Source organism: Coleofasciculus sp. G3-WIS-01 (genome assembly GCF_040223135.1).
GTDB lineage: Bacteria > Cyanobacteriota > Cyanobacteriia > Cyanobacteriales > Coleofasciculaceae > Coleofasciculus.
The window spans coordinates 19,256-45,552 of record NZ_JAVJZI010000124.1 but is presented as its reverse complement, the minus strand read 5'-3'; the positions used below and the strand labels follow the sequence as shown (position 1 = coordinate 45,552).

At 45.9% G+C, this 26,297-nt stretch carries 24 protein-coding genes; 10 read left to right on the top strand and 14 right to left on the bottom strand.

Annotated elements, in window-relative coordinates; all coding sequences use genetic code 11:
* Positions 1-267: 267 nt before the first annotated feature.
* Positions 268-1,116 (bottom strand): alpha/beta fold hydrolase, encoded by an 849-nt coding sequence (locus RIM23_RS12470; protein ID WP_446367498.1) that lies wholly within the window; start codon positions 1,114-1,116, stop codon positions 268-270.
* A gap of 208 nt (positions 1,117-1,324) precedes the next feature.
* On the opposite strand from RIM23_RS12470, the gene RIM23_RS12465 reads away from it, so the two are divergent.
* Complete coding sequence (locus RIM23_RS12465) at positions 1,325-1,741, top strand: hypothetical protein (protein ID WP_446360186.1); 417 nt, start codon at positions 1,325-1,327, stop codon at positions 1,739-1,741.
* Positions 1,742-1,838: 97 nt separating this feature from the next.
* Here the strand turns inward: RIM23_RS12465 and RIM23_RS12460 are convergent, their stop codons facing one another.
* The gene (locus tag RIM23_RS12460; RefSeq protein WP_446367496.1) at positions 1,839-2,411 is read right to left on the bottom strand and encodes a redoxin family protein; all 573 of its coding nucleotides are present in this window, start codon (positions 2,409-2,411) and stop codon (positions 1,839-1,841) included.
* A 191-nt stretch (positions 2,412-2,602) separates the two neighbouring features.
* On the opposite strand from RIM23_RS12460, the gene RIM23_RS12455 reads away from it, so the two are divergent.
* Positions 2,603-3,019, top strand: coding sequence for a Fur family transcriptional regulator (locus RIM23_RS12455; protein WP_446367543.1), 417 nt, complete (start codon positions 2,603-2,605; stop codon positions 3,017-3,019).
* A gap of 32 nt (positions 3,020-3,051) precedes the next feature.
* Here the strand turns inward: RIM23_RS12455 and RIM23_RS12450 are convergent, their stop codons facing one another.
* The 3 genes from RIM23_RS12450 to RIM23_RS12440 form a co-directional block, all read right to left on the bottom strand.
* Positions 3,052-3,708: an adenylate/guanylate cyclase domain-containing protein gene (locus tag RIM23_RS12450; protein WP_446367494.1), complete on the bottom strand. Its 657-nt coding sequence runs from the start codon at positions 3,706-3,708 to the stop codon at positions 3,052-3,054.
* A 288-nt stretch (positions 3,709-3,996) separates the two neighbouring features.
* Positions 3,997-4,485, bottom strand: a complete 489-nt coding sequence (locus RIM23_RS12445; RefSeq protein ID WP_446367492.1) for a universal stress protein — start codon at positions 4,483-4,485, stop codon at positions 3,997-3,999.
* Between the two features lie 217 nt (positions 4,486-4,702).
* A complete protein-coding gene (locus RIM23_RS12440; RefSeq protein WP_446367490.1) occupies positions 4,703-5,869 on the bottom strand; it encodes a pyridoxal phosphate-dependent aminotransferase in 1,167 nt (388 codons plus the stop codon).
* 435 nt (positions 5,870-6,304) lie between these two features.
* On the opposite strand from RIM23_RS12440, the gene RIM23_RS12435 reads away from it, so the two are divergent.
* Entirely contained in the window at positions 6,305-6,697 is a 393-nt protein-coding gene (locus tag RIM23_RS12435; protein WP_446367488.1) for a J domain-containing protein, read from the top strand.
* 189 nt (positions 6,698-6,886) lie between these two features.
* Entirely contained in the window at positions 6,887-7,219 is a 333-nt protein-coding gene (locus RIM23_RS12430) for an EamA family transporter (protein ID WP_446338867.1), read from the top strand.
* A 156-nt stretch (positions 7,220-7,375) separates the two neighbouring features.
* On the opposite strand, the gene apcB is transcribed toward RIM23_RS12430, so the two are convergent.
* Entirely contained in the window at positions 7,376-7,885 is a 510-nt protein-coding gene (apcB, locus tag RIM23_RS12425) for an allophycocyanin subunit beta (protein ID WP_446367486.1), read from the bottom strand.
* Between the two features lie 765 nt (positions 7,886-8,650).
* Between apcB and glnA the strand changes: the two genes are divergently transcribed.
* The 3 genes from glnA to RIM23_RS12410 all read left to right on the top strand — a co-directional run bounded on the left by glnA (position 8,651) and on the right by RIM23_RS12410 (position 12,029).
* Positions 8,651-10,072, top strand: a complete 1,422-nt coding sequence (gene glnA / locus RIM23_RS12420) for a type I glutamate--ammonia ligase (protein ID WP_446367484.1) — start codon at positions 8,651-8,653, stop codon at positions 10,070-10,072.
* A gap of 162 nt (positions 10,073-10,234) precedes the next feature.
* Positions 10,235-11,308 (top strand): class I SAM-dependent methyltransferase, encoded by a 1,074-nt coding sequence (locus RIM23_RS12415; RefSeq protein WP_446367482.1) that lies wholly within the window; start codon positions 10,235-10,237, stop codon positions 11,306-11,308.
* Between the two features lie 217 nt (positions 11,309-11,525).
* Complete coding sequence (locus RIM23_RS12410; protein WP_446367480.1) at positions 11,526-12,029, top strand: YbjN domain-containing protein; 504 nt, start codon at positions 11,526-11,528, stop codon at positions 12,027-12,029.
* Positions 12,030-12,496: 467 nt separating this feature from the next.
* On the opposite strand, the gene cmoB is transcribed toward RIM23_RS12410, so the two are convergent.
* The 6 genes from cmoB to RIM23_RS12380 all read right to left on the bottom strand — a co-directional run bounded on the left by cmoB (position 12,497) and on the right by RIM23_RS12380 (position 18,766).
* Complete coding sequence (gene cmoB, locus RIM23_RS12405) at positions 12,497-13,480, bottom strand: tRNA 5-methoxyuridine(34)/uridine 5-oxyacetic acid(34) synthase CmoB (RefSeq protein ID WP_446367478.1); 984 nt, start codon at positions 13,478-13,480, stop codon at positions 12,497-12,499.
* A gap of 82 nt (positions 13,481-13,562) precedes the next feature.
* Complete coding sequence (gene cmoA / locus RIM23_RS12400; RefSeq protein WP_446367476.1) at positions 13,563-14,336, bottom strand: carboxy-S-adenosyl-L-methionine synthase CmoA; 774 nt, start codon at positions 14,334-14,336, stop codon at positions 13,563-13,565.
* A 525-nt stretch (positions 14,337-14,861) separates the two neighbouring features.
* Entirely contained in the window at positions 14,862-15,152 is a 291-nt protein-coding gene (locus RIM23_RS12395) for a hypothetical protein (protein WP_446367475.1), read from the bottom strand.
* A gap of 277 nt (positions 15,153-15,429) precedes the next feature.
* Positions 15,430-16,140, bottom strand: a complete 711-nt coding sequence (locus RIM23_RS12390; protein ID WP_446367541.1) for a tRNA1(Val) (adenine(37)-N6)-methyltransferase — start codon at positions 16,138-16,140, stop codon at positions 15,430-15,432.
* 117 nt (positions 16,141-16,257) lie between these two features.
* A complete protein-coding gene (locus RIM23_RS12385) occupies positions 16,258-17,466 on the bottom strand; it encodes a U32 family peptidase (RefSeq protein ID WP_446367473.1) in 1,209 nt (402 codons plus the stop codon).
* 52 nt (positions 17,467-17,518) lie between these two features.
* On the bottom strand, positions 17,519-18,766 hold the full coding sequence (locus RIM23_RS12380; protein ID WP_446367471.1) for a U32 family peptidase: 1,248 nt from the start codon (positions 18,764-18,766) through the stop codon (positions 17,519-17,521).
* A gap of 454 nt (positions 18,767-19,220) precedes the next feature.
* Between RIM23_RS12380 and RIM23_RS12375 the strand changes: the two genes are divergently transcribed.
* Complete coding sequence (locus tag RIM23_RS12375) at positions 19,221-19,955, top strand: WecB/TagA/CpsF family glycosyltransferase (protein WP_446367469.1); 735 nt, start codon at positions 19,221-19,223, stop codon at positions 19,953-19,955.
* On the opposite strand, the gene RIM23_RS12370 is transcribed toward RIM23_RS12375, so the two are convergent.
* Positions 19,952-21,814 carry a response regulator gene (locus RIM23_RS12370; RefSeq protein WP_446367467.1) on the bottom strand — a complete coding sequence of 621 codons (1,863 nt, stop codon included), beginning with the start codon at positions 21,812-21,814 and terminating at the stop codon, positions 19,952-19,954. The genes RIM23_RS12375 and RIM23_RS12370 overlap by 4 nt on opposite strands.
* A 141-nt stretch (positions 21,815-21,955) precedes the next feature.
* Positions 21,956-23,704 carry an NAD+ synthase gene (locus tag RIM23_RS12365; RefSeq protein WP_446367465.1) on the bottom strand — a complete coding sequence of 583 codons (1,749 nt, stop codon included), beginning with the start codon at positions 23,702-23,704 and terminating at the stop codon, positions 21,956-21,958.
* Positions 23,705-24,041: 337 nt separating this feature from the next.
* Here RIM23_RS12365 and RIM23_RS12360 point away from each other — a divergent pair, with 337 nt between their 5' ends.
* Together RIM23_RS12360 and RIM23_RS12355 are read left to right on the top strand one after the other, a co-directional pair.
* A complete protein-coding gene (locus tag RIM23_RS12360) occupies positions 24,042-25,202 on the top strand; it encodes an RRXRR domain-containing protein (protein ID WP_446367463.1) in 1,161 nt (386 codons plus the stop codon).
* A gap of 87 nt (positions 25,203-25,289) precedes the next feature.
* Complete coding sequence (locus RIM23_RS12355) at positions 25,290-26,162, top strand: DUF928 domain-containing protein (protein WP_446367461.1); 873 nt, start codon at positions 25,290-25,292, stop codon at positions 26,160-26,162.
* The last annotated feature ends 135 nt before the right edge of the window (positions 26,163-26,297 follow it).

The window sequence follows — 26,297 nt, the reverse complement described above, 5'->3', positions numbered from 1 at the left end:
GTGTCAACTTAAGCCATAACCCTTACCAATTCTGGTTTACAGCCATTCAAGGAAGGCATAGCCTCAACCGAAGTATTTCCTTATCGAACTTGGTAACGAAAGTATTTTACTTCCCCTGCTTCCCCTGCTTCCCCTGCTTCCCCTGCTTCCCCTGCTTCCCCTGCTCCCCCTGCTTTTAGCGCTTAATTTGACACCAATGCTCGTCTTGCGCCCAATTCAATGGTAAAATCTCTTCCATCATTTTAGCTGTGTCACACCCGTCGGTATTCAAACAGGTTGGCGGCGCAGAAATAGCAGCAGGTTGTTACTAATTTTCTCAGACCAATGGTCTTGGGGATAATGTCCCGCTTCTTCTAGCTGTACCAGTTCCACATTCTTGAGCATTTTGGCAAATTCTTGGACTTGGACAAAGGGAAGCCAGGGATCTTTGATTCCCCATAAAATTAAGGTGGGTTGATTCCAGTTGCGAAACCCAGCTTCAATTTCTGCCATGGACGGTTTAAGTTGCAGGTTCTTAACCGTCATCAGCAGACTACGCCCTGCGTCAGAACTGGTGAGAAAGGGACGGCGATATACATCTAAATCTTTATCTGACACTCGATAGCGGCTACCCCCTTCTAAGGTGCGATCGACCAACAAGGGGTCTTGGGTCAACATATCACCGATCAAGGGTAACCCCAATTGCTTGATCTTCCAAGGTAACTGAGTCGCCGATGAGACAGGGGTGTTGAGAATGGCTAAGCGTTCAACCTGATCGGGGTAACGTAAGGCGTATTGCAGTCCCACTGAACCGAGAAACCCTTGGACAACCAGGTAAAATCGCTCGATTTGCAGATGTTGGATAAATTCGGCTAGGGCTTTAATAAAAGCATCTGGCGTATAGGCAAACTCTCGACGATCAGGTTTAGCTGATAAACCAGCACCAATCCAGTCTGGCGCGATCGCACGGAATCCTTTTTCGGCTAAATCGGGCATCAGCGCTGACCATGAGTAACTCTGGGATGGCAAACCATGAAGCAGCAGTAGAGGGGGTTTTGTACTGGGATTAACCGGGGTTGCTTCCCGATAAAACCACTGTAGCGACCCGACCTGAATTGAATTTTCCTGAATGGACACGCTTTTTTTCCTACACCTTGACCGTGCTTTGAGCTTACCGCCCTGTAGACCTTTGAGCAAGTTTTACCCCTAATTTCCCATCTCCGGGAATTGTCAACGAATCACAACATATCCCCGGTCTGCTAAACAGATAGCCAACTTGAGTCGCTAATTGTAATAAATAATTAAGCAACCTGGTAAATAAACGTTAACCCTAGGAGGTTTAGTAATGAATGCCGCTGAACAAGCCACTGGTTTAGAGGTAACGACCAAAATTGCCGCGATTGTCAACTTATTTAAGTCACAGTTCCCTGATGCCAAGGCGGACTTGAACCCTTGGCAAAATGACCCAGATACTCGCAATCTAGTTGATCCCGACTCAATAGATATCGGTTTTCACTTTCCTGGATGGAGTAGAAAATTACAAAGCCGCAGTATTTTACTACAAATTCGGTTTTATCAAGATCCCTTAGACAAGTCTCATCGATTGATCGGTTTAGATGCCGCAGGATTTAATCATCAAGGAGAAGCTTGGCGACTTTCGACGGTTGAGAATTGGCAATGTGTCGGTAATTATCAGCCCGCGCCAGAGGTGAATGACAAGCTTAAACTCTTCTGCCGACAAGTCTTTGAGTTATTCAACTAATGAAATCGGGTGTCGCGTGGAAAAACGGCGGGAAACCCAACACCATCGGACACAAACATTAGGGGCACGACATCTCGTGCCCCCATGGTGGTTCAAATTAGCCAACAAATGCCATACGCGGCTCAGATACACCTGCGGATTCATTTCCCTTCAGGTATGCGAGCATCGTATCGGCATCGGAGACTTCAAAGGGATCATCTGGGCAGTTGTCGCTGTAACCAGGTTCTGCAAAGAATTTTTCAATCTTGCCGTCGTTCACCAGCATCGAATAGCGCCAAGAACGCATCCCGAAACCGAGATTCGACTTATCGACTAGCATTCCCATCTTGCGGGTAAAGTCACCATTGCCATCCGGTAGCAATAACACATTCTTAGCGCCTTGCTGTTTACCCCACTGGAACATGACAAAGGCATCATTCACCGACAGGCAAATGATTTCATCAATACCCTGTGCTTTGAACTCGTCATAGAGTTCCTCATAGCGGGGTAGGTGGTTGGACGAACAGGTGGGTGTAAATGCACCCGGTAACGAAAACACGACAACTTTTTTGCCACCAAAGATTTCCTGGGTTGTCCGATCTTGCCAACGATAGGGATTCGGACCACCTACAGACTCATCACGCACGCGAGTCTTGAAAACAACGTCGGGTACATGCTCGATAACTCCCATATTTACCTCGTTTTACAGACGACTAGATTTTTGTTTGCTTTAGCTATATCTAACTACAAATCAGAATAATTCTTATTTAAGAATGCGTCAATAGTTATAATTACTTACTTTTTAGCTTAAATGCTAGACAACTATAACTCCTACAAAAGAGTGTTATAATTAAGGAACTGCTTATGAAAACGGTTAATGCCATGCAGAAGCAAGCAGAAGACGTCGTTAAACTATTGAAATCTAAGGGGTTGCGGGTTACCCCCCAGCGATTTTCTGTCTATGCCAATCTGCTGACTCGTTATGATCACCCGACGGCAGATCAAATCCTCAGTGATCTCAATCGCCATGGACCTACGTCCTCTCAAGCCACTGTATATAGTGCCCTACAAGCACTCCGGGAAGTGGGACTGGTGCGGGAAGTTTTATTAGAAGAGGGCATCTGTCGTTACGATGCAAATGTCGCTCGCCACCATCATTTTCGTTGTCGCTGTTGCGGTACGATTCAGGATATTCCTTGGGATACATTTGAGCCCCTTGACTTGAACCGCCTACCTTCTAGTATGCAAGGTGAAAGCTATGAGGTGACGGTGTATGGGGTCTGTGATCACTGTCATTGACACTCCCTCGCCAGAGACGAGGGATTCTTCTTTCATTCACTCTCTTTTTCCTGCAAAAACTCCTGTAAATCCCTCTGCACCTGCTGATACAATTGCGGCGACTCTCCCTTCCACCCAATTAAACTATATAATTTCACTGTCCCCGACCGCCCTCGCACCTCTTCTTCCCCCACTGGGATCACCTCAACCTCATCTTTAACAACCTGATAAAGAGAATCGGTAATTAAAATATCTGTGCCAAATTTTTTCGTCAAACCCTCCACCCGACTCGCCACATTCACCGCATCACCAATCACCGCATATTCTCGACGACGCTGAGAACCAATATCCCCGGCAATCAATTCTCCATAATTAATCCCAATCCCATTAAATAAAGGGATTCGTTCTTCCTGACGCCATTCCTCACGCAACTGATGCAAGGCTTTTCGCATCCCTAATGCCGCACGAATCGCATTCATCGCATCGGTTTTTTCCCCCTCCGATACCGGACAACCAAATTCTGCCATTACCGCATCTCCAATAAACTTATCCACCGTACCCCCAGCATCTAAAATGACCTCAACCATGTCATTGAGATACCGATTAAGTTGTCGAACTAATCGTACCGGTGAGATTTGGGAGGAGAGGGTGGTAAAACCGCGAATATCGGAGAATAAAATAGCGGCTTTTAATTTGCGTCCTTTGAGCAATTCCTGATAATCATCGTGCTGCTTGAGAATTTCCTGGACAACGGGTGCGGCGACATAACGCTCTAATGTACTGCGGAAGCGGCGTTTTTGAATTTGGTCACTAATAAAGAGTGTGGTAAAGTACGAGAAAGTATTTAGAGTAATCGCGATGCGGTCAACGATTGATCATCGACCGCCAAGATCACAATATCATCAGGAGGTGTAATCGGTCTACGTAATTCAATAAACCACTTTAGGTATTGTCAATATTCCTCAAGCTCTTACAAATGACCAATGACCAATGATAAACTATTTCTCTGACGCTCCAGTTGCCACACCTTGCACTACTAAAACTGAGCAGGGAACATGATGGAGAACATGATTGCTGACACTGCCTAAAAGCACCTCAGTTAAACCCCGACGACCTCGACGACCAATGACAACTAAGTCAGCGTCCCAACTGTTTACAAGGTCTCGAATCGCACTCCCTGCATCTCCAATTTTGCACGTCCATTCTGTTGCCACTCCTTGGTCTGTTGCCTTTTTACAATAGTCAGCTAGCCATTTCTGAGTTTCATCACTTTCCTTTTTCAATTTGTCTTGCATACGACGTGAGAAGTCAATCAATTCTCTGCCAAACATATCTCCATAAAAACCCACGCCTTGGTTTTCTATAGGTAAGCAATGAAAGAGCATCAACGCGGCATTGTCTTGTTTAGCTATATCTAAGGCTTGGCTAAAGACACCCTCCGTTTGAGAGGAATGGTCAAGCGCTGCTAATATTCTTTTATAGGTCATCAGTTTTACTTCCTAATTTTTAATAGAACAGGGAACAGGGAAAGAGTTTTGAGTTTTGAGTTTTAAGGGGTGTAGAGGCGGGTTGACTATTATCATTTTTTGTCACATTAATGATATTAAACCCGCCCTGAGTGTTCTAGACGTAGCATGTTACCTCTGGAACACCCCATCTCCCTCATCTTCCCTACCTCTCTCATCTCCCCCTCTTCCCCGACGATTAATTCAACCGGCGAACAAATTTCTCCAATCGCTCCATACCCTTTTCAATAGTTGGCATATCAGTAGCATAGGACAGACGGATACAGTTATCGACACCAAAGGCAATACCAGGAACTGTCGCCACTTTCTCAGCTTCTAAAAGGGTGTTACAAAACTCCAGGGATTTAAGTCCAGTTTTGCTGATATCGGCAAATACATAGAACGCCCCATTGGGTTTAGGGCAACTAATTCCTGGGATGCTATTGAGGCGTTCGTAAATGACTTGTCGGCGTTTAGCAAAAGCAAGGCGCATTTGTTCTACACAATCTTGGGAATTTTCCAGGGCTGCGATCGCGCCATACTGGGAAAAGGTACAAACATTAGAGGTACTGTGGCTTTGAATCGTGGTAACTGCCTTAATTAAATCCACAGCACCCGCTAAATACCCCACACGCCAACCTGTCATCGAGTAGGCTTTGGCAAACCCATTACTGGTAATTGTGCGCTCAAAGATATCTGATCCAATAGCACCAATACTCAAATGTTGAGCGCCATCGTAAAGAATCTTTTCATAAATTTCATCCGAGACGACTAAAATATCCCGTTCTACAATCACTTGGGCGAGGGATTTGAGTTCTTCTGGGGTATACACCATCCCGGTGGGGTTAGAGGGAGAATTAAGCACAAACAGCTTGGTTTGCGGGGTAATCGTCGCCTGGAGTTGCTCTGTGGTGATTTTATAACCCCTTGACGCATCCGTTTGCACAATGATCGGCGTACCCCCCGCCAGTTTGACCATTTCCGGATAGGAAAGCCAATAGGGGGCGGGAATAATCACTTCATCCCCAGGTTCAACCAGCGCTTGCATTAAACCAAATAGGGAATGTTTACCGCCATTGGTGACAATGATATTGTCCGGCTGGTACTCTAACCCATTATCTTGGCGCAGTTTATTCGCTATTGCTTGGCGTAACTTCGGTTCCCCAGCGGCGGGTCCATATTTGGTTTTCCCCTCATCCAAAGCTTGTTTCGCCGCCGCCTTAATATGAGCCGGGGTATCAAAATCGGGTTCCCCGGCGCTGAAACTGCACACATCCAAGCCATCGACTTTCATCGCTTTGGCTTTGGCGGAAATAGCGAGGGTGAGAGAGGGAGAGACTTGACCAACTCGTGCTGCTAACTGCATTTTTACTCAACTTAAACAACTAGACGGTGTTTTAAAAGCACCTGAGAAGCTAGGGTAAGGGCAGGTTTGGATTTTAGGCGAAAGGTTCAAGGCATGATAGCGATGTCTCAACCTGCCCCTCCTCTGTGCAGACACCTTTTTCAACACGCTCTCTTGGAAATATACTACTTCAAACCTCTCTAGATTAGGGATGTTCGTTCAACTTAAGAACGGGTAACTTGATATAATATGACATATATCGCTATAAAAACGCTCCAACTCTCAACAATTGAGTGAACCCTAGGATTTAAAATTGTAAACTTACATTAACGAAAACTTACAAACGATATCTTTCCTAAACTGATGTATTGTTTTGCATGGTTTCAGCCACAACCTTGGAGAACTTGAATTACTATTTTTATCAATATAGTGCTGTCAGTCGTGAGGATGGTGTATATGCTAGACGTAGAACGATACTACAGAGCCCTGGACTTAGAACCCAATGCCTCACCCGAGGAAGTCCACCAAGGGTATCTCGACATGACTTGGGTATGGCATCCTGACCGCTTTGTGGGTCATCCCCGCCTACAACAGAAAGCCCAGTACAAGTTGCAAGAACTCAATGAAGCCCATGAATGCTTGCGTTCTCAATCGGCGGCTAATGGTAGAAAAATGGGTCGTAAGCCAAAATACTCAGCATCACCACCGCCACCTCGTCGTTCACCATCTCCGGGTTTATCCAAATCGCCAACCCAACGGAAGCCACAAAACAATGATCCGCGAACTGTTAATACAAGTAGACCATCGATTTGTTTTAAAACCAATCCCATCGATGATTGGTTAGATTAAAATCGCGGAATAGAGAACAGGAAACAGAAAAATTTTCGGCTAGGTTTCATTCCTCCAGTGAGTAAAGCCGATAAACTCTAGGGTTTCTTTACTCAGCCAAACCTCCAATTTGCCCACTTTACGGTCAATAAACACTTATTGCGGTGACATTCAGATTAAGATAGTTTTACTGGATCGGAGAATTTTCCTGTGAATGCCTACTTTGCTTTAGTTATTTCGATTATGATCGGTATCGGTGGGCAGCTAAGCCTTAAAGCTGGTGCTATTCAGGGTATTGGCAATAAGCTTTTCTTTCTTGAACCATACATTATTGTGGGATTGTCGTCTTATTTCTGTGCTTCCCTTTTTTACATCTTTGCCCTTAGGGAAATTCCTGTTTCTGTAGCTTTTCCCAGCGTTTCGATTAGCTATGTAGCGGTCGCTTTTTTGGCTCACTTAATTTGGGGAGAACCTTTTGGCATCAGACAGGTTATCGCCTTGGGACTAATTGGTCTGGGAATATACATATTATCCCAGAAGTGAATCCTTTATCTGCGACAACGATTAGAATACACACCCAAAGAGAGTCCCATTAAGTATTTTCAGAGTTTTTGCATCAGTTTTAGACTTGCGAATATCCAGAAGGAACGTTGAATAGCTCCCCACCGTACAGGTGGGTGGGGAATTCCGCGAGTTAGGTTAAATATTGCGTTCGCTTAATTCACGGGTCATGTAATCGAATGGCTGATCCACAAATTCCGTATTAGCAACTCCCCCAGCAGCGACTTGCTCTTTCACGATATCTTTCATAATTTGGATACCGCGAACAGTCGGACCAATGGGAACCCCCAATGAATTGTAGGTTTCCCGTAAACCTTGCAGTACTCGTTCGTCAAGCACATCCATACTCCCAGCAACCAGTGCATAACTGGCATAGCGCAGATAATAGTCCATATCCCGCAAACAAGCGGCATAGCGACGAGTCGTGTAAGCATTGCCGCCCGGACGAATCAGTTCCGGAACATCTTCAAAAAGTTGCGATCCTGCCTGCTTGACAATTGAGGCTGAATTAGTATTAATCGCTGCGGCTGCCATGATTCGGGCTGTACCACTGTCAAAGTAAGATTTGAGTGAATCGATCGCATCGCGATCGAGGTAACGACCAGTGATGTCGTAATTTCTAATCAGGCTTGTAATCGCATCCCGCATGAGTCGGCTCTCCAAATCTGTATATCTTTATCTATTTATCTTGCCAGTTATTGCAGCACGGCTACAAAAAATTCCCACAAACAAAATGGACATAACGGAACAAAACCTAGCCTTGTATGTTTATACCGTTGACGTTCCATCCCCATCCACATGCGACCCGCCTGCTGAACCGTGTTCTTTGATCACATAAGCTGGACTCACCCAAGTATTGCTCCCAAGGCAACTTGGCTTATCTGCACTAGAATACGGCATGGTTGAGCGGATTGACAAATAGGAGATGGGTAATCCTTATTATTTTGTAATATTTGAGACAATTTAATCGTTTTCTGAGGATACCCAGAATCAGGAAACTAGATTCTGTAACTTTGGATACAAAAGCTCCCTCTGCCTCTCCCTAGGATGAGTCAGATACAAAGGAGACAGGTTTCAAGCCCAATCAGGTTGTGGAGGTAAACCTGAGATGGTACGACAACGGCTCCCCGGCTTAGGGAGAAAGCTCGCACCAAACTGTATCTTGTCTCGTTTCTCACACTCAGGGGACAAGCTGACGGGTCTACCCATGTTTGCAGCTCCTGCCACTGAAATCAGATGTCTAGTATGTTTGTGCGACACTTGATTCCTAATGTCCCCCGTAGTCCTAAGCGTCAGGTTGAGAACAGGCATAACCGTCTGTCGAAGTCGGTGAGAACCAGAACAAGACCTCCTCCATCGTTCAACTATTTGAACTTTTCTAAACAATAGTCCAATTGACAAAAGGAGTCATTCATGCCAGAAACGCCCCAAGAGGTCTTGAAAATGATTCAAGACGAAAACATTCAAATTATTGACCTCAAATTCATTGACATGCCAGGGGTCTGGCAGCACTGCTCGTTTTACTACGATCAAATTGACGAAAGTGCTTTTGAAGATGGGGTAGCGTTCGACGGGTCAAGTATTCGCGGTTGGAAAGCCATTAACGAATCAGACATGTCAATGGTTCCCGATCCGAAAACGGCTTGGATTGACCCATTCATGCAAGAAAAAACCCTGAGCATGATTTGCTCGATTAAAGAGCCTCGTACTGGTGAATGGTACAGCCGTGACCCCCGTACCATCGCCCAGAAAGCATTGGACTTTTTGAAGTCTACAGGACTTGGAGACATTGCCTTCTTTGGTCCAGAAGCCGAGTTCTTTATCTTCGACGATGTTCGCTTTGATCAAACGGAGAGCAAAGGGTTCTACTATGTAGACAGCGTTGAAGGGCGTTGGAATTCAGGACGGGAAGAAGCCGGCGGGAACTTGGGATATAAACCTCGCTACAAAGAAGGATATTTCCCCGTTTCGCCTACGGATACGATGCAAGACATGCGTACCGAAATGCTGCTAACCATGGCTCAATGTGGTGTGCCTATTGAAAAGCATCACCACGAAGTTGCTACAGGGGGACAGAACGAACTCGGTGTCCGTTTTGCACCAATCGTCGAAGCCGGTGACTTCTTGATGGTTTACAAATATGTGGTTAAAAATGTTGCCAAGAAGTATGGCAAAACTGCCACATTTATGCCCAAACCCCTGTTTAATGACAACGGTTCTGGGATGCACACCCACCAGTCGATTTGGAAAGATGGGAAACCCCTGTTCTTCGGCGATGGCTACGCTCAAATGAGCAAGATGGCGCTGCATTATATCGGCGGTTTGCTCAGACATGCGCCAGCGCTGCTAGCTTTAACCAACCCAACGACTAACTCCTATAAGCGCTTGGTGCCAGGCTTTGAAGCGCCTGTGAACTTAGCTTACTCTCAAGGAAACCGTTCAGCTTCCATCCGGATTCCCCTCTCTGGTGACAATCCCAAGGCGAAGCGGATGGAATTCCGTTGTCCTGATGCGACGTGTAATCCCTATATTGCCTTTGCGGCGATGTTGTGTGCAGGCTTGGATGGGATTAAGAACGAAATTGATCCAGGCGAACCCTTAGATGTGGATATTTATGACCTCTCGCCAGAGGAATTGAGCAAAATCCCGTCAACTCCTGGTTCTCTGGAAGCTGCTTTAGAGCATTTAGAGAAGGATCATAGCTTCTTGACCAGTACAGGTGTATTCACCGAAGACTTTATCGACAACTGGATTGCTTACAAACTCGACAATGAGATCAACCCGATGCGGTTGCGTCCTCATCCCTATGAGTTTTCCCTCTACTACGATGTCTAGCCTCAGAAAATAGCACAAAATGAGAAAAAAAGCCATCCCTAGGGGTGGCTTTTTTTTGCCTACATCTCCCCTCAACTCTAGGATTGACTCTGTGAAGTTTTCTAATTTTTTAGTTACAATACTTAATAAATGACAATCAGGTAACAACAAGCTTCACGACTCATGTCTGATACTTTGACAAAACTGGCATATCAAACATTCCAGCAAGGAAAAGCGGCGTTTGCACTCGCACACAAAAACACAGGATCACAACTACGGAATCTGATTAATCCTCCAATCAATCAGCTTAGAGCCAAATCCCTCTCTCCAGAAATCCTGCAACTACTTTGGCAAAAGTTCGAGCAGATTCTGGAAACCGATTGGCAGGATGCGGAGCGGGGCGTGTATCCTAAAAGCCTGCTGTTTGATAACCCTTGGGAAGACTTCTTGCGCTACTATCCAGAGATGTGCCTGGATTTACTGAACATCTGGGAGAGGGTCAATCAGAATAAATATCAGGAGTTCTCGCCAGAGATTGATATCGAAAATTATCCAAACTACTATCGGCGCAACTTCCATTACCAAACCGATGGCTACTTGAGTGATACCTCAGCCAACCTGTATGATTTGCAGGTAGAACTTCTGTTTAATGGTGGGGCTGATCCGATGCGGCGGCGTGTACTTGCACCGTTAAAGGAAGGACTCAAGGCGTTTGATACCGTTCCTGCTCAACAAATTAAGGTTCTTGATGTAGCCTGTGGAACGGGTCGGACTTTAAGGATGATTCGGGCAATGCTGCCAAAAGCGTCTCTATTTGGCACAGATTTATCCCCAGCTTATTTGCGTAAAGCCAATCAACTCTTATCGGAGATTCCGGGGGAATTACCGCAACTGATGCAGGCTAAGGCGGAGGAGTTGCCGTATCGGGATAATTATTTCCACGGTATCACTTGCGTGTTTCTCTTCCACGAACTACCACCTTCTATACGTCAGCGCATCATTGAGCAATGCTTCCGCGTCATTCAACCGGGAGGAGTGTTTGTTATCTGTGACTCTATTCAGGCGATTGATTTTCCCCAATTCATGCCAATGATGGAAAACTTCCCTGCTATGTTCCACGAACCCTACTACAGACACTACATTACCGATGATTTAGTCGAACGCCTGACTCAGGCGGGTTTTGAGGCAATTACAACTCAAAACCACTTTATGAGCAAGTACTGGATTGCTTATAAGCCTGAAGACGCTACGGTGTAGAATCGTTCTCGGCAATTAAGATCCCCGACTTCTTCAAGACGTCGGGGATCTGGGTCTTTGGAGGTAAGTCATCGGGATTAACCGATAAAATAAGCTTGGGGCTACTCCCACGTATCAAGACGCCAAATCAAGATTATGGCGTGAGATGAATTGCCAGATTAGGTAAATACCACGCCTTGTGTTATATACAATTGTCAACTGCTATAGAGAAACGTCTATGACCACTAAAAAATCGAATCCAGAAACGGTGTCTACAGAAAGCTTGTCAACGGAAGAGATCATCTCCACTGAGTTTATCCAAGATCAGGTTACCGTCAACTATGTAGAAACTATCGAAACAGTCATCTCCAGCCTGGAGCAAGATGACAGTGCGATGGTAAGCCATAACGATGAAGGCTATCTCTGGAAGTTTAAGTATGGTAGCGTTGAAGTCTTTGTCCAATTGACAGGTTCTACAGATGAGGATACGTTTACCGTTTGGTCTTCGGTGCTGAATCTCCCGGCTGAAAAAGAAGCCGAATTGATGCGTAGACTTCTGGAGATGAACTGGTCAGATACCTTTGAAGCCCGTTTTGGCATTGTGGATGATCAAGTGGTGGTGTTATCGTCGCGCACGGTGGCTGAATTATCGCCAGGAGAAATTTCTCGGGCGATTACTATCGTTGCCACGATCGCGGATGATAATGATGAAGCATTACAGGAAGAGTTTGGCGCGTCTTGAGTTGTACTACAAACAGACTTCGCGATCGCAACCTCCTCTCATCTATGGCTGAGATGGTAATCTTAACGGTTTCTATTCTACTGAGTCGGGTGCAAAACCTGAGAGACCTGTAGCGTTTTTGTAGTATCTTAAATCAAGGCTGTTGAAGCTTAGTTCTTTCCCTTGTCATTAATCTCAGGTATAGGAGTTCAAAACCGCGATCGCACCGTCTAGCGTTATCGGCTGTAATGTTTGTGGTGCAAGGGATAGAGACGATTGTCGCCTCGGTTAAACGGATTGGTTATTCTGAGCGAGCGATATTACACGCGATCGCACGAGGTTTATAGTATATTCAACAGAATCCCTAGACCACTGATTCAGCCATCAAATCATCTACTGGTATTTCCCCAAAAAAGTAACATTCGCTACTAAATACTCCATTTTATGATTTATGTTTTCTGCACTCATAAAAACAAGCAAAATCACGTTTAATCTTTACGAGCAATTACATAATAGCGCCATGGTGCGGGATAGCCTTCTATCGTTACAGATAAGTCATTAGGATTCAGAAACTCTCGTAAACTATCGATATTTGCCCAAGGCGTGCGGCGCTGTTCCTCCACAGACAAGGGTTGAGCAAAAAAACAGTGAATGTGACTAAAGCCAGCCCGTACTAGCCAATTCTCCAAACAAGATTGAGTTGGCAAAAACCAAATTCCGCGTGCTTGAGCATAGCGCTTGCGAGGAGTCAACGCAACAGGAAGTTCCCCGGGAATTCCCTGACAATCAATCACAATTTCTCCCTTAGGTGCTAGGGCTTGTCGCAGTTTACTCAATAAATTAATCGGATCTCGATGATGGTAAAGAATCCCTAGACAAAAAATCGTATCAAAGAAATCAGGATAAAAATCAATATGCTCAACCCCCAATAACTCAAACGTCAGCATTGATTGCTGAACAATATTTTGGATAATCTGAAAGTTCCAAAAGTGCTTAGGAACTGGCTCAAACCCAATCACACACTCCGGCTCCTGATCAGCCATGCGAAACATAAAATAGCCATTGTGACAGCCAATATCCGCCACCCGACGATTTTTCAGGGAATGGATATGGGGCAAAATTCGCGCCCATTTCCAGTCAGAACGCCACTCAGCATCAATGGTAATACCAAACAGTTCAAATGGTCCCTTTTTCCAAGGGCAAAAGGTTTGCAACGAGTGATAAAATCGCTGCTGTTGTGCGGCGGTGAGTTCCTCAGCACGACCGACTTTGACCACAGCATCAGAGAAGTCATACCAATCACTGTGGATGTCCTGAACCGCCTGCACCGCTTCCCGATATTGACTCACTTGAGGGGCAAATAATTTAGATTGTCGCTCTTTGCGTACTGAGAAAATTTCCTCTCGTGCTAACGTTTCGGGGTAGCAGTCTAGGTAATCAGGGGGTATATAACCAATATCAGAATTTGTCATTGTTTATTGAGATAAAGCACTACAGAGGCACGGAGAACACAGAGGATTTTTGGGTTGCTGTGGTTCCTCCTCTAAATTCCCCTTACTTGAGAGCCACCCAGGAAATAAAGTTATGTAATTTTATCAGTGAATCAACGCTATTAAAGCCACTATCATACAACATTTGCACCTGCTGGGCTTCGGTTAAAGGCACTAACACATTCTCTAGCGCCTCCTTTTTGCGTTCAATTTCAGTACGGGCATAACCATTATGAGCTTTAAAGGCTTCGTAGTGTCGGGTGATTGTCTCTTGAAATTGGGGATAGGGTGACTTTACCTTTTCACTTACGAAGAGTAAGCCACCTGGAACCAATCCTTCGTAGATAGTTCGGAGCAAGAGTTGACGCACCTGTAGCGGCAAAAATTGTAGGGTGTAGTTGATAACAACAACGCTACTATTCTCAAAGGAACAGTTTTCTGCCTGATCACAGATGAATTGAATCTGATGTATCTGTTTAATCTGAACCAACTTCTGCTCCGCTTTCTCTATCATGGGTTGAGAATTATCAATCCCAACCAGCGTAGCGTTTTGCTTCAAGAAACGCCCCAGTAGTTCCAGAAATGTTCCCGTAGAACAGCCAACATCTATAATCCGCGTTCCCGGTTGATAATACTCCCTAGCCCAATGAGCGGCACAGGTTAGCACCTCTTGATACAGAGGCACTGAACGGGATATCATATTATCGAAAACATTGACCACATCCTGGTTAAAGACAAACGGCTTGGGCCACACTCCTTTTTCAAAGAGTTCATCTTTTTCCGGACTCAGATAAAGTTTTGTGGGATAGAGTTCTGGATCGAGTTTGTCGTAATTCATCAGCCAATTGTCGAGGCGGGTTTAGGAATTGTCGAGGCGGGTTTAGGAATTGTCGGGGCGGGTTTAGGGACTAAAACCCGCTACTGCTGGAATAAAGGAACAACAAAACCCGCCCTTGCCCACCGATAAAGGAACAACAAAACCCGCCCTTATTCATGTAGAGGCAGGTTTAGTTTTTTTCGGTGAGATTATCCTATACTACCTCATTTGGCGTATAACGTACTGAGCGCACAACTATCTAATTTGAGGCGCGACAGGCTTAATAGGAATGACACTGACTTAAGAGGAATAGTACTGAAATTTTGGCTGGTGGGCAATGCCCACCCTCCTAGCGTGGCACACCTAAAATGGTGGATTAGTATTGTAGGGGCGCACGGTGTGCGCCCAATTTCACCGTCAAATCTATTCCACAATTTTAGCTGTGTCAGTCCACTACGGTATATCAAGCTGGTGGGCAATGCCCACCCTACGGTATATCAAGGGTTTCGGCGACCCAAAAATGCACGCTTTTCAGCACTATTCGGCTTAATAGGGCATTTCAGTCTCTTCCACATCTGCTGGAGCGTCTGTCAATCCCATGCGATCAAGGGCGATAACAACTCCTACAGATACCACTCCTCCTAAAAGTAAACCAATAATTAGGAGAGTGATATAGATGCGCTTCAAAGATTTTTTGGTCGATTTTATATGCTCTGGCGATAGATTAGGGTCAAGGCTTTCCTGTTCAGTGTCTGGAGATGTGTTATCTGCCCCATCTTGTTGGGGATGGGGAAAACCGTCATGCTCGAATTCTGGGGGATTTTGATTATTCCACATATTTCTAGTTTGGTTATTATTTGCAGGATTCTCATCAGCCTAAAGTTAGACTCAATCTTGGTAACGAGTTTCACTATAGTTTCAGCTCCTATGTTCTAGTTGGGTTTCGTTCCTCAACCCAACCTACGAAGTTAACAGGCATCCGGCTTATGGCTATGGTTATATAGCAACCGCCATAGCGGTTAGGACACATCATTTGGTGGAGACGTTCTGCCGGAGTTGTAGACGCGCCATGGCGCGTCTTGTCTTATCATTTTTAATCTATATAATATTCCAATTAATACTTAAGGTAAAAGTCTTTAATCAAGCTGATAAATTCAGGGGTATAAACCCGTCTGGTGGCTTCTATCGCGAGAACGTTTTCCTGAGAGGATAACTGATGTTTTCCCAGTTCCAGTATAATTCGTTTAGTTTGACTGGCTAAGGTCGGTTTAACAGAGAGTTTGCGGCGGCAAAAAAAAGCGAATTGTTCTGCTTTTTCTTGGAAAATTTGGGCTGCTTCAGTGGGGTAAATTACAGCAAGCCTACCGTTCTCACCCAACAGCTTTTCTGTCACTTGTAATAGATCCAATTGCTTCAAAGAATCACTATGTCGTGCTACGGTTCTCGCCTTTTGTGACGCTTTACTGGCATTGTCAAAAAAAGGGGGATTAGACACAATCAGATCGTACCGCTTCGAGCAAGTCGTGGCATAATCTTGCACAGAACCCTGATACACCTGAATGCGATCGCGCCACGGCGATCGCGCCACATTCTCCTGCGCCTGAATGCAAGCCTCTGCGTCAATTTCCACGGCGTCGATGTGCGCCTGCGATCGCTGTGCCAACATCAGCGCCACTAAACCCGTTCCTGTGCCAATATCCAGAATGCTTTGCACCCCTGTGATATCCGTCCATGCCCCTAACAGTGTACCATCCGTGCCGACCTTCATCGCACAGCGATCGTGAAAGACGGTGAATTGTTTGAAGCGAAAGTATGGATTAGACATTCTCAGCAAGGCTTGCGCCCTTATCAAGGTATCGCACTCTAGAAGGGCGGGTTTAGTCACGTTATCAGTTGGTGGCAAACTGTTATCTGTCAAACCCGCCCCTACATGTCTGAATTATCAAGAATTTTTTCCCAACAAAAGAGAACCTGGTACGGCTTTTTTAATCCAGTCGGTAACTAAAAGTTGTTCGGGTTCAAAGCTGTCAAGAGGTTCGCCGTTTATGTTGCGAAAAATAACATCTTGGGGAACAATCGCTTCACCCGTTGGCAAAACCATACTTTGAATCTGTGAAATCTCGAAGGAACGCCAGGTATAAAAAACGACATATTTACCACTTTCGCCAGCCATAACTTCCGCTAAACAGGTGTCATTTCGGTATTCAGATAGTTTTGATTTCATCCGGGGGAACAATGCGGTGGTGCGATTCGCTTTGAAAAAAGGAGCGCGTGTTTCTCGGAACCAGTTTTCCCGTAATTTTGCCGGATCTTCTAAGATTTGGCGACAAATTTTATCAATATCAACGGCGACATTATCCTCCTGACTCAGATGTCGTAAGTCCAATCGCACTGTATGTAAACCCGCCTCACGCAACCCATCTAAACGATCGAGAATAAACTGATCTTTGTCTAAGAACATAAATGTGCCATGGGCAGTTTCTAAGGTAGGAAAATAGCGATTAGGGTTATCAGCAAAAGCCGCCGTCGCTTCTAGATAAAGAGGGGAGTCTGGGTTAAATCGGTATAGAGAATCGATTTCCTCTGTTCCTTCTGTATGCTGGCTTTCCAGCAACGGGTTTACTAAGAGCGATCGCGGCGAGTAAAATAGAAGAATAGATCCGACACCCAGCACTTCACAGGTAACGGGTAAAGTTTGGCAATATTCAATTAGCTTTTCTTCCGGTAGTTCAATCGATAACACTAACCGTTCCAACGACTCCGAAAGAATCTCGCACCATCCCTGCAACGCCTCCAGATTGTGATTCCCTGTCTCAACAATTAACTGGATGGGAATCTCAGGAAAATGAGTTTTAAGCCAATAAGCCGCGCCAGGATCGCAGACACGAATTGCACTAAAGTGACTGAGTTGCCAATCCTTTAAATGATTACAAATAATTCTCATTACCCGTTCTGGCATTAACAGATCCCAGACGAGTACCGGGCGCAGTTCGTTTTGCCAAGCTTGTTTGGCTAAATCATGTACCTTCGCTTTTGATAATTGTCCCTGTCGCGCTAATAGTATTGGTTCTAATAATACTTCTTGTAAATTGGGGGCTTTGACACAATACCCTAAATCCTGAATTGATGAAACAAATGTATTAAATTGCATTGTAATTTGTCGTTAAATTTGGAGGAATGGGCGAAGCATTCTTGGATAAACTTTATACTCTTCGGACTAAGTTTTTGCCAAGAATGCTTCGCCCTGGGGAACGGGTGAATCGAACGACATTTAATTTGGTGATATTATGCGATCGCACGGAGTCATCCGGCTTGGGTAAGCGAACAATACTGTCCTTTCGCATCGATTCTAACCGTTCACCTGTCATAGAAAAAATCTGATTAACTTGCCACCCTATCGGTTCTCCATGAAAAGGGATAATTTCAATTTCATCACCGACTACCAAGGGTTCAACGAGTCGTAAAATAATCTCTTGGGAGGTTGTATCCATAACCATGCCTAAATAGGAGTGAGTTCCTGTATTAATTCCCGATAACTGTCCAAAGACTGAATCCTTATCGGCTGGTGTTTCTAAGGAACCTGAAAAATAGTCTCGGTTAGGAATCGATTGCAGTTCTGCTGCGGCTTGGCTGAGGCGCTGTTCATCTAATGTGCCGACTGCATAAGCATCAATTAATTGACGATAAACTTTACAGGTGAGGGCGACATAGAAGGAGGATTTCATCCGTCCTTCTATTTTTAAGGAGCAAATATTATGGTTAAAAAATTCACCAATCTGATAAATTCCCCACAAATCTCTAGAAGACATGAAGCTGACCAAATTATCGGCTTTATCGTCATGACTTTGTAAGTGATAGGGTAATCGACAGGATTGGATACATCCGCCCCGGTTAGAATCGCGACCTGCGGTAAAATTAGAAATTGTGCAATGACCAGAATATGCCATACACATTGCACCGTGGGTAAACATCTCCACGTCAATACCAGATTGTTCTCCAATTAAACCCGCTTCAGCAATACTGAGTTCTCGACCGACAATTAAGCGCTTGACTCCCATTTTTTTCCAGAAAAGGGCGCTGTAGGAATTGAGACAAGATGCTTGAGTGGAGAGGTGAATAGGTAGATTTGAATTCCTTTGCACCACTCGGATAACGCCTAAATCTGAGACAATCACCCCATCAACCCCAATAGATTCCAGAAACTGACAATAGTCGGGGAGTCCCTCAAAGTCTGCATCGTGGAGAAAAGCGTTCAGTGTGACGTAAATTTTGGCATCATGTTGATGGGAAAATGCCACACCTTGAGCTAACTCAGAGTCAGTAAAATTATCTGCACGCGCCCGCAATCCATAGTTTTGTCCCCCTAGATACACCGCATCTGCACCATAAGCAATGGCGACTTTTAAGCGTTCCAGATTCTTCGCTGGGGCGAGGAGTTCAGGTTTAAGCATGTCTGGGTTGAAGGATAAGCGGGAACAGCCCTAATTTAACATTCGCGGTGCGATCGCATCCAGAAAAAGGATGGGATACGAGGCAGACATATCGGGGAGAAAGGACAAAGGACATAAGACATAAGACTATCTTGTTGCAATCTTTAAAATGGATTAGCCCAAATTGTTCCTATCTTTACAGATTTTCTCCTATAACAGAAGTAACAGACAAGTGGGTTCAAGGGTAGTGGGAATGCCCCTTCACACCGCTTGGCTTGTACCCAGATCGCTTGGTAAAAAGAGCCATCTAGTGAGCAAATTCCAGTAGAGATAGATTTCAGAGGCGCGAAGTATCGCGTCTCTTCTCATTTTTTGCAGCAGCTTGATCAATCTTAACCAAAGGCTAGCGTTCACCGTCCGGATCAGATAGTCTGCTAAGTGTTAATTTGATGGGAGAATAAGCAACAACCTGATTATGTGTGAGATCCCGAAGCCGTTCCCTGTTATGGGACTACCTGTTCACCTACTCCAAGAGTACGATCGCTGGTTGGGTAATCGCCTTGGGCAAAACCTGGGGTGTCATGTGGTGACATTGAACGCAGAAATGGTAATGCAGGCGGAGTGTAATCCAGCTTTGGCAAGTTCAATCCGACAAGCGGAATTAGTTGTCCCTGATGGTTCAGGTGTTATCCTTTACTTACTCCTCCACGGTATCCGACAGCAGCGTTGTCCAGGAATTGAATTGGCAGAATCGTTACTGCAACAGGCGGGAGAATGGGGTAAGTCTTATCCGGTTTTTTTCTATGGGGGTCAACCGGGTATTGCTCAAGCGGCGGCTAAGATATGGCAAGAACAATACCCGAAACTCGCGATCGCAGGAATTGAAGATGGCTATCTTTCCCCAGAAGCTGAAGATCAACTCAAAGTTAGATTAGCAAAAGAACAACCGCCATTAATTTTTGTCGGTTTAGGGGTTCCCCGTCAGGAGTTGTGGATTGCTCAAAACCGACATTTGTGCCCTCGCTCCCTTTGGATTGGCGTTGGCGGTAGCTTTGATATTTGGGCTGGGGTTAAATCCCGTGCGCCTGTCTGGTTGCGGAATCATCATTTGGAATGGCTCTATCGACTCTATCAAGAACCTTGGCGCTGGCGGCGGATGATGGCTTTACCGCAGTTTGCGCTCAAAGCGATCGGACAACGTTTTGCCTAACTGCTACTACTGGATCGACGTTCTAGCCGATTTAACACACGGGTAATGAGTTCAGGCTCTACTATCGGTTTTTTCACGTAATCATCAGCACCGACTGTAAAAACTTGCTGCACCGTTTGCACTTCTGTATGGGCGGAGAGAAATAGCACGGGTAAGTTACTCCAGCGTAAGTCATGACGAACCACTTGACATAACTCTATGCCACTATATTCCGGCATTTCTACGTCTAAAATTAGTAAGTCAGGGGATACGGCTTCTAGAACATCCCAGAAGCGTTGGGGATGTGCCAACGTAGTCACCTTTAGTCCCCAGGGTTGCAGCAAGTGGCGCAGCAGGGCGAGGATTTGCTCGTCATCATCCACGACTAAGACTTTAGCTTCCCCCAATTTCTGCTGATTAATCGCTTGAGTCACCGCGTGCAAAATTTCTGGGGGAGTCATGGGTTTCTGTAAAAAGGTAGCAGCACCTAGACGGGCGGCTTTTACGCGACTGCTGAGGTGATTTTGACTGGAAAAGATGAAAACGGGAATTTCTGAGTGTTGGTTAGCGAGTTCTGCTAGGAGTTCAAAGCCGTTTTCTTGGGTGTCAGCAAAGGTGAGATCCAGCAAAATTACATCAGGAGGATGTAGCGCGATCGCTCGTTTGGCGGCTTGAGGGTGAGGGGCGCTATTCACCTGCAATCCCCAGGCTTTTGCTTCGATTTCTATATGTTGAGTGAGGATCTGATCATCGTCAATGACTAATAATTGGGCTGGGGAAGTGGAAGAGGTTGGCGGATCACAGACAGGGGGCGCCACCTGAACAAGGGCGGGTTTGGTTGCGATCGCCTGTTGGAGTGAGTCTATTAAATGTTTTAGCTTTTGGGCGTCTGGCGGCGTTGCTTTTGTCTGAGTCTGCAAAAGCTGTTCGATTTCTCGTGCGATTTGAGAACCCTCTGCACAACCAAACGATCCTAATGAGCCAACTAATCGGTGTGCTTCCATTTTGGCATGTTCATAGAGTTGCTGATTCAGGGTTCCTGTCGCCAGGGTTAAACTCACTTGCCTAAATACGTCTAGCTTTTCCGGGAGGCTTTCTTTAAACTTTTGCCAGATTTTGGCAACCGCCGCCATGACTTTAGCTTCAGACGTGTCATGAGAGATTTCTACATTTTCCCGGATTTTTTTGTTTTCTTGTTCCTGAGTGGGTGCATCTTTGAGGCGATACCCTACGCCGTATACTGTTTCAATTAAATTAATTTTTATCCCGGCGGCTTTAAGCTTTTGCCGCAACCCTTTAATTTGGGTGGTTACGGCTTCCTCACCGGGAAATTCATCACTCGACCAAATGTGATTGAGGATAGCACTGCGGCTAAAAATACGTCGAGGATGACGCAGGAATAGTTCTAACAATCCGTATTCTTTGGGTGTTAAGTGTAATAATTTTCCTTTATACATCACTTCACCCGTATCCGGTTCTAGCCGCAGCTTCTCCCAGGTCAACACCTTTGATATTGTGGAGTGACGCCGCCGCAATAATGCCCGAATTCGCGCTATCAATTCGCACAGATCATAGGGTTTAATTACATAGTCATCAGCACCCGCCTCTAATCCGCGAATGCGATCAGCGCTACTCCCCTTAGGGCTGACGAGGAGAATCGGCATTTGAGAACCCTGATGGCGCAGTTTTTGGCATAGATGAATCCCATCTAGCTTTTGAGGCGTGACGTCTAAGACGGCTAAGTCATAGTGAGAGGTTTGAGCCAGTTCCAGTCCATAATCAGCATTCGTTGCTGCTTCAATGGTGTATTGATGGGCTGTGAGTGCTTCAATCAGGGGTGAAGCTGTCGCTGGATCATCATCGACTATCAGAATCTTCATGGGAAAGGGGAGAATTGGGAATGGGGTTGCTCTGTATTCCCTTTGATCTTCACCTTTTTCTGAGGGATTCTTGAGTGAAAAGTACACAATCCTCAATAAAAATTAAGATTTATTCAAGATAATAAAGTTTTAGATCTATCGTTAGATAGATTCCTTAACCGCGACCCAACGACTAGCTATAGGCATCCGCCAACCGGTACCAAATGCCCGATCGGTAATCTTTAATCCTGGTGGTGCTTGGCGGCGCTTAAATTCTGCCCGTGCTACCATTTGCATCACTTTATGGACAATCTCTGGATCATGTCCGGCGTCGATGATTTGGTGGGCAGATTGATGGTCATGAATCAGGCGTTGTAAGATATCATCCAAGATGTCATAAGACGGTAAGGAGTCTTGGTCAGTTTGATCCGGTTTGAGTTCAGCACTTGGAGGTTTGGCTAAGACATTGGCGGGAATAATTTCTAGTTGGGTATCCGATAATGGCTTTGGGGTAGCTTGGCTTTCCCATGCCTTAGCTTGGGTAGAATTAAGCCACTCACAGAGGGAATAAACGCGGGTTTTGGGAACATCCGCGATCGCGGCTAATCCACCGTTCATATCCCCATAGAGAGTACAGTACCCCACCGCCATCTCTGATTTATTCCCCGTCGAGATGAGCAGATAGTCAAACTTATTCGCGATCGCCATTAACAAGTTTCCCCGAATCCGGGCTTGAATATTCTCCTCGGCTGTGCCAAATTCGGTGCCGGCAAATAGGGGTTCTAAACTTTGGTCATACCCCTGCATCAAGTCGCCAATGGGCAATGTATGAGTTTTAATCCCTAAATTCTTGGCTAAAGCTAGAGCATCATCGATGGAGTGTTTAGAGGAATGGGGGGATGGCATGAGAACACCAAGTACATTTTCTGGTCCCAAGGCTTCTGTAGCAAGGGCAGCAACTAGGGATGAATCAATTCCCCCACTCAAACCAATCACCACCCGTTTAAAGCCACATTTGCGGGCATAGTCTCGCACCCCTAGAACTAAAGCCGACCATATTTGAGCATTTATACTCTCTGGGGCGGGTGCGATCGCACTCTGGCGTAAATCCCGTTGGAGAGGATCAAAGTCTACCAGCAAAACATCGGTTTCAAAGGCAGGGGCGCGACAAACCATTTCCCCGGCGCGGTTAAATCCCACACTACTCCCATCAAAGATTAAGTCGTCATTTCCCCCCACCTGATTAGCGTAGAGAATCGGTTGCTGATAACGCCTAGCGCTATGCTGCAACATAGCTTCCCGCAGTTGCTGCTTGCCCACACTATAGGGCGAGGCGGAGAGATTGACAATCAAATCAACCTTTTGCTGGACTAAGTCGGTAATGGGATTGAACTGATAGGTACGCTTCCCCCAAAACTCCTCATCGTTCCACAGATCCTCGCAAATCGTCACGCCAATTTTAATTGGGGTAGCTGAGTGTGCCTCTAAGGTAAATGAATTACTCTGGACTCCGGCTTCAAAATAGCGGTTCTCATCAAAGACATCATAGGTTGGCAACAGGCGCTTATGAAACACCTGCTGTACCTTACCGCCCTCTAACAGGGCAATACTATTGAATAAAGGTTTACCTCCCGAACTCTCAGCTTTGGGATTCGCTGTTACTGTTCCCACCAAAACTGCTAGGGTTGAGGGTAACTGTTGGGCTAAGTTGTCCAGACATTCTGTCATGGACTCCATAAAACTGGGATTTAATAGCAAGTCTCGCGGCGGATATCCACACAGGGATAGTTCAGGGGTCAATAAGAGGCGGACACCCTGACGCGCCGCCTGATTCGCCGCATCAAGGATTTTTTGGGCATTGCTGGTTAAGTCGCCAATCGTGGGATTGAGTTGTGCGATCGCAAGTTTCATCAGAGACACTCAATAGGCTGGCTAGGTTCAAACTAACATGTCATTAGTCGTTAGTCATTAGTCTTGCCGTAACTGATGACAGGAACTAGCGGTGAAGACAACCGTCATGGCTTAGATTCATGAACCGCGCCTTACTTCGTGAAGACGCGGATTGGCAGAGGGAACCTGCCAGGAAGTCATGAATAGGGCATAAGTTGGTAGGGGATAACCACTTCCAAGCATTTCTCTAGCTTGGCTTAAATGTAGGTCTAGGAATCTCTAGGCACCCTCTAAGTCCAGGACACACCCCTATCAATGCCTTAAGAGACGTAAACATTTACACGAATGGATTATCTCTATGAATCGTGTTCCAGTAGTTAGCAAAGAAGGAAAACCACTGATGCCTACCAAACCCTCCAGGGCTAGACGGTGGGTCAAAGAAGGTAAGGCAGTGGGGAAATGGTCAGACCTGGGCGTCTATTATTTCCAGCTCACCACATCACCATCGGCTGAGGAGGTGCAACCAATTGCTGTTGGAGTGCTCCCTTGTAAGTCCTACTCCGGTGTCGGTGTCCAGTCCGCTAAATGTACCCTGCTACAACTACACCTGATCCTCCCTTTTGGGCGGGTCAAGAAACGGATGGAAACCCGCGCCATGCTGCGACGGGGGCGACGGGGACGGCGGATTAACCGAGATGACCCATTCAGGCAACGTAACCATCGGCAATGCAGGTTTGATAATCGCAAAGGTCACAAAATACCCCCATCCATTAAAGCCTCCCGGCAGTTGGAGTTACGGACAGTTATGGAATTGGCGGCTATCTTCCCGGTGACAGCGATTGGTTATGAGCGGGTCAGAGCCGACATAGACCTTTCCCAACGCAAACGTGCTAAATCGGGTAAGGGCTTCTCTCCGGTGATGACGGGTCAGAATTGGGCGATATCCCAGATGGAAAAAATCGCCCCTGTCTATGTCCGGCATGGTTGGCAAAAGGATGGGAACGGCACGTCTCAACTCCGAACCCAACTGGGGTTAGAGAAGGATCAGGCTAACAAGTCCATAGCTAAACCGGAGACTCACGCGGTTGATGGGGTGACACTGGCTTGCGGGTACTTTCTCAAGTATGTCCCGTTCGCTGGTTCTAACTCATACGGTTACACCCACAAGGGTAGCGTTAACGTGACCCCTTCCCCATTTAAAACCATCACCCGTCCTGGTGCGGTGAAGCGGGGGAAAGAGTATGGGTTCTTCCGTCGTCAATTACACTTTGAAGTACCGGATAAGTCGGGGGTAAGGAAGCGTAAGGGTGGAACGATTACACCATTTGGTCTAAGGATTGGTGATTTGGTAAGAGCAGAGAAATCCGGAAAAGTCTACATTGGCTATGTTGGTGGGTTCACCGACACTCAAAAGACTAAAAATATTTCCGTTTGCGACTACACATGGAAACGTATTGGTCAATTTGCCCCTAGTAAAGTTGAGTTAATCAGGAGAAATAATGGCTTATGTGTAGCTTAGGCAAGAATTGGATGCCTCCATTCTTCCGGCATCCCGCTATCCCTCCTCACCCTACGAGAGTTGAGGGTGAGGACTCCCGCGAATACGTTGAAAGCGACTGTGGCAATAGATCTCAAGACTAGATTAGAAGAAGGTTATACCATGGGTGGTCTTAAGCATTTTACCTATCTCGGTACGGTTACGCTAATCTTCGGGTTGGCGTTGGCTTTCGCTGCACCTCGAATCAAAGCCCAGTCATTCGATATTAGTTTAAAGTTTCCTCCAGGAGAAAATATTGGCGCACCCCAGAGAACCGGCGGGGGCGGACAAAGGGGTATAGCTTGTGTTACCGGAAAGACACGATTAACGGCGCTAACGCCAATGAATAATCTAACGACTACCATATCTTCCAACCCCAGCTTGTTTTGGTATATTCCCCCAACACAAGCGCAGTCAGCCGATTTTCTGCTTGTGGACGAGGAAAACCAGGAAACTTACTACTATACACAAATACCCCTAACCCAAATACCCGGTATTTTAGAATTCAAGCTTCCTGATCACATCTCTCTGGCAACTGACACAAGGTATAGTTGGACATTGGCATTAGTGTGTAACCCTGATGATCGCAGTAAGGATCATTTTGTTCGAGGTTTAATCCAGCGTCAACCGATTCAGAACGGAACCACCCCACCCGCAGAACTGCAAACCCTTCTTGATGCACTCGTAAATCAACCCGAACAGATCAAACAACGTCTTCAAGACGAAGCCTCTAACTATGCCAAAGAAATGATTTGGGCAGAAACGCTGATGATTTTAGCTCGACTCTATCAACAATTTCCCCATGACTCCGCGATCGCAGATGAGATGCAAGAATTGTTAACATCGGTGGAGTTGGACAATATTCCCATTGAGTGTTTGGTTCACTCCTGTGCGGTTGAAACTCAACAGAATCGCGGGATTCCCCATCCTCGAAGCGAGTGAGCGTATAGCGAACGATGCTTAGGGTGGGGAGGGATAGCGGGATGCCTCCGTTCCTCCGGCATCCGAACCACGCTTCGGCAGGCTCAGCGACCACTTGATACCAATTCACGAGAAGGCTAATATATAGCAAGTTCG